Genomic DNA, 6,397 nt, shown 5'->3' with positions numbered 1-6,397 from the left:
AAAACTATACAGGGCTGAGCTTCAATAAATATTTGTAATCGTCAGCCCTGCCGCGCGAGCAGTTTGCGACCCTCTGCGAAATCCTCCGCCTCGCGCCCACGTCGGTGAATGCGCAGGCCTGGCACTTCTTTACGGCCCATACGGCCGAAGCCCGCGCGAAGCTCCTCCCGGCACTTCCCGACTTCAACCACGACCGCGTGACGGGCGCGAGCGACGTCGTCGTCTTCACGGTGCCGACGAAGCTCACTGACGCCCATTTCGAGCGCGTTCTTGAAAAGGAAGCCGCCGACGGCCGCTTCCCGAACGACGAGATCAGGAAGCAGCAGGATCAGGGACGCCGCTATTTCGCGGGCCTTCACATGGGCTCTGAAAAGGACTTGGTTGAGTGGGAAGCCCGTCAGGCCTACATCGGCATGGGCATCATGCTCTACGCCGCTGCCGGCATGGGGATTGACTCGACCTGCCTCGAAGGCGTCGACTTCAAGAAGGTCGACGAGATTCTAGGCCTCCGCGAAAAGGGCCTCACCGCCGTCGTGCTTCTCTCGCTCGGCTACCGCAATCCCAACGACGGGAACGCCATGCGTCCGAAGTCGCGCCTCACGACCGAAGAGCTCTTCACTGAGATCAAGTGATTCCCGGGAGGAAAGGTCCGATGAACCCGATGCTCGAGATTGCGCGCCGCCGCTATACGGCGAAGCACTACGATCCCGCGAAGCCCCTCTCGGACGAGGATCTCCATGACCTCCTCGAGATCATGCGCTTGGCGCCCTCGTCGGTCAACATCCAGCCCTGGCACTTTTACGTGCTCCGCTCGGAACCGGCGATCAAGGCGCTTGCGCCCGCCGTGAAGGACTTTAATGTCGAGCGCATCCGCAATGCGAGCGCGATCATCATCATCGCCCTCGAGCGCGATCTCGTCGGGCGGGTCGAGAAGCTCAACCGCCAGGAAACGCTCGACGGGCGCTTTGATGAGGCGACGATCGCGAGCGGCTTCGACAAGGTGGTGAAACGCGTCCGCGGCGAAGCCGTGAAGGCCTACTGCGCCGGACCCGACAAGGGTGAAGTCTGGGCGCGCGAGCAGATCGGCATAGCGCTCGGGTTTCTCCTCTTTGCCGCGGGCGGCATGGGCGTCGATGCCACGACGCTCGGCGGCCTCTGGTTCGACAAGGTCGATGAAATCCTGGGGCTTGAGAAGGCCGGGCGGCACGCCGTTATCGGCATTGCCCTCGGACACCATTCAGCGGACGACGCGAATGCGACGCGCCCGAAGTCGCGCTTTCCTTTTGACGAGGTCGTAACGATTCTCTAACGAATCTTCCGATGCTTAATTAAGCGGGGCTGCCGCGGTGGATTGCTAAACTCTCTGCCCGGCAGCCTTTTTGTTCCCAAAGAAATTCATCATGCTCCGTACTCTTCGATCTCCCACGCTTTCTGCCCTTGCGCTCATTTCCTGCGGCCTCATCGCCGCGGGGGCCGCGAACGCCGCGGAACTTACGGAAGAGGAACTCGAGGCGCGCGCGGAGAAGGCTCAGACGGTGCTCACCGACACGGCCTTCTACGACCGCTGGAGCCGGAAGGGCGCCATTGATTCGCCCGCGACCGCCGCCAAGGTGAAGGACGCGGCAGACAAGGAACTGAGCCGCGTCGATCGCGCCATGAAGGACGTGCAGGCGGCCTGCACGGAAAAATTCCTCGTCAATAAGTGCATCGACGACGCAAGACGCCTCTCCTTCTCGCGCGAGCGTGAAATCCGCCGCGTGATTGTTGCGGCCGATGAAGTGATCCGCGCCGAGCGCGTGAGGAAGATGGAGGAGAACCGCGCAAAGAATGCCGCCGCGAAGCGCGAGCCGCCGATGAAGATTGCCCCGAAGGAAGTGAAGACCGACCGGCCCGAACCCATCCGCATTGCGCCTAAAAAACCGAACGAGCCGTCCTCCCCCATGAAGCTTGACGGCGCGGATGGAAGAAAGGCGTCGGAACCCGTCGACCTGAAGCCGAAGGAGGTGAAGGCGCCGTCGGAGCCTGCGGGCATTCATCCGAAGGAGGTGAAGGACGCGTCGGCCCCGGCCCTCATTCCGGGCTCCAGGGTCGAAGTGTCCCCGGATGCCACGAGAAAGGATCTTGAGGACGCGAACGAAGCCTGGTACGCCGAAAAGCAGGCTCAGGCGGCAGAGCGCCAGCGCGAAGCCGAAGAGCGCGCCCAAAAGCGCAGAAAGGACCGCGAAGCCAAGCAGCAGCAGTTCGAAAAGAGCCTCGAGGAACGTTCCGAAGCGCAGAAGCGCTATGAAGACCGGCAGAAGGAAAAGTCGAGCGGTCTTGCCAAATACTTCTGAGAAGGCCTGAAGCATGCGCAGAAATTTCCCTTCGCTTTTTGATTCGGGGAAGCCTCTTTCCGAGCGCGTGGCGCTCGCCTTTGCCGAGGACGGCCCCCTTGCGCGCGCGACGCCCGGGTTCCGTCCCCGGCAGAGCCAGATTGAATTTGCGCTCGCCGTGGCTGAAGCGCTCGAAGGCAAGGAAACGCTTCTCGCTGAGGCCGGCACCGGCACGGGCAAAAGCTTCGCCTATCTGATTCCGGCGATTCTCTCGGGGTCCGTGGTCGTGATTTCCACGGCCGGAAAGCCTCTGCAGGACCAGCTCTTTCAGAAGGATATTCCGGCGCTCTCGGCCGCCTTCGGCGTCAACATCCCGACGGCAGTGCTGAAGGGCCGCGCCAACTACATCTGTCCCTACCGCCTCGAGCGCACGGAAGAGGAAGGACTTCTCCCGCAGCGCGACAGCTATCGGAAGCTGCGCGAAATCAAGCGCTTTGCCGCCGTGTCGCCGACGGGCGACCGGGCGGAGCTTCCGACGGTGCCCGAGGACGATCCCTTGTGGCCCCTTGTGACGAGCACGCGCGAAAACTGCCTCGGGAAGGAAAAATGCACGCACTGGGAAGACTGCTTCGTGCGCGCCGCGCGCGAAAAGGCGCTCCAGAGCCAGATCGTGGTCGTGAACCACCATCTCTATCTCTCCTCCCTTGCGCTCAAGTCGAGCGCGGGCGGCCAGATCGACGGAATGCTCCCGTCAGCGAACCTCACGGTCTTTGACGAAGCGCATCAGCTCCCGGGGATTGCCACGGACTTTTTCGGCACCTTCTTCAGCACCTGGCAGATTGAGCAGATCTCAGACGAGTCGCGCTACCTCGGCATCAACCATGCGCGCGACGGTGCGGACTGGGACAAGCTCTCGCACGATGCGAGAAAGGCCGTCTACGACCTCAAGATTGAAGCCAATGCCATCGGCCTCAAGGAAGGCGACAGAAAGGCCGTGAAGACCATCGAACGGTTCGGAGAACTCGAGGAACCGTTCGCCCAGGTGCTCCGCACTTTCGGCGCGCTTGTGCGCGCGCTCGAAGCCAATAAGGGGCGGCATGACGAATTGGACGCGCTTTTAAGCTATGCGAGTGAGGTCGACCTTGAAATGGCCGGCTGGGAATCGATCATCCGCAAGCTCGCTCACGGCGATGACGCGCCCGAAGACGAGGCGGAGGGCGAAGAGTCCGCTCCTGATGCAGCAGCTCCGGGCGTCGAAAAGACGGACGAATTCGCATTGAAGAAGCAGGAATCCTCGGTGCAGTGGATTTCGGTTTCGGCGACGGGCTTGAGATTCAACAACACGCCGCTTTCCTTTGCCGGGGAATTCCGCCAAATGCGCGAAGCTGAGGGCGGCGCCTGGGTCTTCACGTCGGCGACGCTTTCGGCCGCAGGAGACTTTTCGCATTTTTGTGCGGAAACGGGCATTGATTCGCCCAGGGCCCTCACGTGGGAGAGCCCCTTCAACTACTGGGAGCAGGGGTGCTTTTATCTCCCGAAGCTTCCGGCTCCCGTCAACACGGTCGAGCACGCCTCACGGGTCGTTGAGGCCGCGTGGCCGCTCGTTCTCGCGGCCGGAGGGAAAACCTTCTTTCTCTGCACGTCGCTCGCTGCCGTCAACCGGATGGCCGAGGAGCTGCGCGAGAAGCTCGAGACGGCAGGGAACCCCTATCCGCTTCTCGTTCAGGGCGAAATGCCCAAGGCCGCGCTCATCGCAGAATTCCGACGGCACGGGAACGCGATTCTCGTGGGCTCGATGAGCTTCTGGGAAGGCGTTGACGTCCGGGGCGACGCGCTGTCGCTCGTCGTCATCGACAAGCTCCCCTTTGCGCCTCCCGACGATCCCATCGTTTCCGCGCGCTCGGACGCGATCCGCCGCAGGGGCGGGAGTCCCTTCGGGGTTTATGCGCTCCCCGAGGCCATCATTTCCCTCAAGCAGGGCGCAGGCCGTCTCATTCGTTCAGAGACGGACCGCGGCGTCTTCATGCTCTGCGACGCGAGAATCGCTGAGAAGAGCTACGGGAAATCGGTGATGAAGAGCCTTCCGGACTTCTTTAGAACGAGAAGTCTCGAGAAGGCCATTCAATTCTTCAGGGACCCGAAGAGCTGGCACGAATCGCTCTATCAGTGATGGGTTACGCCTTCGCTTCGAAGATCCCGACCACTTCCAGGTGCATGGCGCCCGGGAACATGTCGACGGGCGTGACGGATAAAAGTCTGAGGCCTGAAGAAGAAAGAACCGCGGCATCGCGCGCGAAGCTCTTCGGATTGCAGGAAATGTAGGCAAGGCGCCTTGCGCCCGACGTCTTCATGAGTTTCCCGAGCGCTTCCGCGGCGCCGCCTGCAAGGCCCTGATAGGCCGGGTCGGCAATGACGAGGGTCGGAGAGAAGGCCTTCACGTCCTCGCGCTCGAGAGCCTTTTCGACGGAAAGCGCAAGAAACTCCGCATTTCCGAGCTGATTGGCGCGGGCATTCCCGCGGGCGCATTCAATGGAATGCGCGACGCGCTCAATGCCGAGGGCTTTACGGGCCCTGCGTGCCGCAAGGAGCGTCAGGGTGCCGACGCCGCAGTAGAGGTCGAGCACCCGGTCGGTGTCGCAAATGCCGAGCCGGTCGAGCGCAAGGCCGTAGAGCACCGGCGTCTGCGGGGTATTCACCTGCAGGAAGGTTTCGGCGCCGAGCGAAAAGCTGAGGTCAAGGAGCTTCGCTTCAATGCCTGACTTTCCGGCAATCACGCGGGTCGCGCCGGGCGCAAAGGAGAGGACGGCGCTCCCCGGTGCTTCATGAAGGTTGAGAAGAAGCGAAGTGAGTCCGATCGGCAGAAGTGCGGCGATGAGCTTCTCCCTCATCGCATCAAAATCAGCGGGAAGCCTTCTCACGACGAGCACGGCCATCCGTTCGCCCGTTCCCGGGGCTTCACGCAGAATCAGGGTTCTTAAGACGCCTTCGTCCGTGCGCTCGCTCCAGGGGGCGAGGGACGGATCCGAGAGGAATGGCGCGAGCGCCCGTGCGGCAGCTTCCATCCATCGGGGCGTCTGGGGGCACCCTTCCGCAGGCACAAGATCCTGCGAGCGCGCGCGGTAGTAGCCGAAGTGCGGGGTTCCGTTGAGAATCCCGGGATAGAGCACGGCTTTGTTGCGAAAGCCTCTGAGCTTTTCCTCCGGGAGGCCGACCGCGGCTTCGACGACGGGAGCGTCCTTGCCCTCTGAAAGTCCTGAAGCGCGAAGCGGATCGATGACGAGAAGATCGCGCTTGAGCTCAAGCTCCTTTGCGTAGTTGAGCCGCGCCACGGGGCAGCCGCCGCAGTCGCCTGCGAGGGGACAGCGGTCGTGGACTCTATAGGGAGACTGCGAAACCGTTTCAAAGGATTCGGCGAGCCCCCTGCGTCCGCCTGGCTGCGGCGGCCGGTAGACGAGGGTGATTTCTTCGCCCGGAAGCGCTCCCGGGACGATGACCTCGAGCCCGTCGGGAAGCCGGACGAGGCCTGCGCCCCCGGCATCCATTCCGGTCACTCTGAGCGGACCGGCGCAATGCTGGGGTGCGGGAGCGCGCGAATGGTTGTCGGCGCCTTTCTTCACGGGAGAACCATGAGCGGGAGGCAGTAGATGACGGCTTCGGCGATGATGACGGCGGCAACGACGCCGCCCAGATACTTCATCAGGCCCTTCCCCGCGTCCTCAAGGAAGACTCGTCGCTCCTCGAAATGGAGCTTAGAGGCGAGACCGCGGATGTGGCGCCAGACGAGCATGATGCCGATGAGCGCAAAGAAGGCAATGAGGAGCGCAACGCAGGCGATGTTGTAGATCATTCCCGCCCACCAGGGGTGCGCCCCCTGAATGAAGGTGAGGATAACGGCAAGGACGAGCGCAATGCCGCTGCCGCCGAGCCAGACATTCCTGTGGTCGTTCCATTCCTTTGCAATGGCATTGTCAAGGCATGCACGGCCGCCGCCGAGGTCGGAGAGCGAAAGAAGAGGTTCTCTGGTAGCGGGATTGGAGTCGGTCATCGGGAAAGGATCTCCGTTGATTGAGGTTCCCATAAGAATA

Annotated in this window: 6 protein-coding genes; 4 read left to right on the top strand and 2 right to left on the bottom strand. The window is 62.4% G+C overall.

Features of this window, described 5'->3' with window-relative positions:
- The first annotated feature begins 47 nt into the window (after positions 1 to 47).
- The 4 genes from Q0106_RS00570 to Q0106_RS00555 all read left to right on the top strand — a co-directional run bounded on the left by Q0106_RS00570 (position 48) and on the right by Q0106_RS00555 (position 4,482).
- The gene (locus tag Q0106_RS00570; protein ID WP_297607550.1) at positions 48 to 632 is read left to right on the top strand and encodes a nitroreductase family protein; all 585 of its coding nucleotides are present in this window, start codon (positions 48 to 50) and stop codon (positions 630 to 632) included.
- Between the two features lie 20 nt (positions 633 to 652).
- The gene (locus tag Q0106_RS00565) at positions 653 to 1,309 is read left to right on the top strand and encodes a nitroreductase family protein (protein ID WP_297607546.1); all 657 of its coding nucleotides are present in this window, start codon (positions 653 to 655) and stop codon (positions 1,307 to 1,309) included.
- Positions 1,310 to 1,400: 91 nt separating this feature from the next.
- Positions 1,401 to 2,333, top strand: a complete 933-nt coding sequence (locus Q0106_RS00560; RefSeq protein ID WP_297607544.1) for a hypothetical protein — start codon at positions 1,401 to 1,403, stop codon at positions 2,331 to 2,333.
- Positions 2,334 to 2,346: 13 nt separating this feature from the next.
- Positions 2,347 to 4,482, top strand: a complete 2,136-nt coding sequence (locus tag Q0106_RS00555; RefSeq protein ID WP_297607543.1) for an ATP-dependent DNA helicase — start codon at positions 2,347 to 2,349, stop codon at positions 4,480 to 4,482.
- A 4-nt stretch (positions 4,483 to 4,486) separates the two neighbouring features.
- Here the strand turns inward: Q0106_RS00555 and rlmD are convergent, their stop codons facing one another.
- A complete protein-coding gene (gene rlmD, locus Q0106_RS00550) occupies positions 4,487 to 5,929 on the bottom strand; it encodes a 23S rRNA (uracil(1939)-C(5))-methyltransferase RlmD (RefSeq protein ID WP_297607541.1) in 1,443 nt (480 codons plus the stop codon).
- Positions 5,926 to 6,357 (bottom strand): hypothetical protein, encoded by a 432-nt coding sequence (locus Q0106_RS00545; RefSeq protein WP_297607539.1) that lies wholly within the window; start codon positions 6,355 to 6,357, stop codon positions 5,926 to 5,928. The genes rlmD and Q0106_RS00545 overlap by 4 nt, the downstream gene beginning before the upstream one ends.
- Positions 6,358 to 6,397: the final 40 nt, after the last annotated feature.

Origin of the sequence: uncultured Sutterella sp. (assembly GCF_937923675.1) — a bacterium.
GTDB lineage: Bacteria > Pseudomonadota > Gammaproteobacteria > Burkholderiales > Burkholderiaceae_F > Sutterella.
This window is presented reverse-complemented; position numbering and strand designations above follow the sequence as displayed.

Excerpts from the sequence above, each read along its gene's own strand:
- Q0106_RS00565 (WP_297607546.1), top strand. The coding sequence starts at position 653 with ATGAACCCGATGCTCGAGATTGCGCGCCGCCGCTATACGGCGAAGCAC.
- Q0106_RS00560 (WP_297607544.1), top strand. The coding sequence starts at position 1,401 with ATGCTCCGTACTCTTCGATCTCCCACGCTTTCTGCCCTTGCGCTCATT.
- Q0106_RS00555 (WP_297607543.1), top strand. The coding sequence starts at position 2,347 with ATGCGCAGAAATTTCCCTTCGCTTTTTGATTCGGGGAAGCCTCTTTCC.
- Q0106_RS00545 (WP_297607539.1), bottom strand. The coding sequence starts at position 6,357 with ATGACCGACTCCAATCCCGCTACCAGAGAACCTCTTCTTTCGCTCTCC.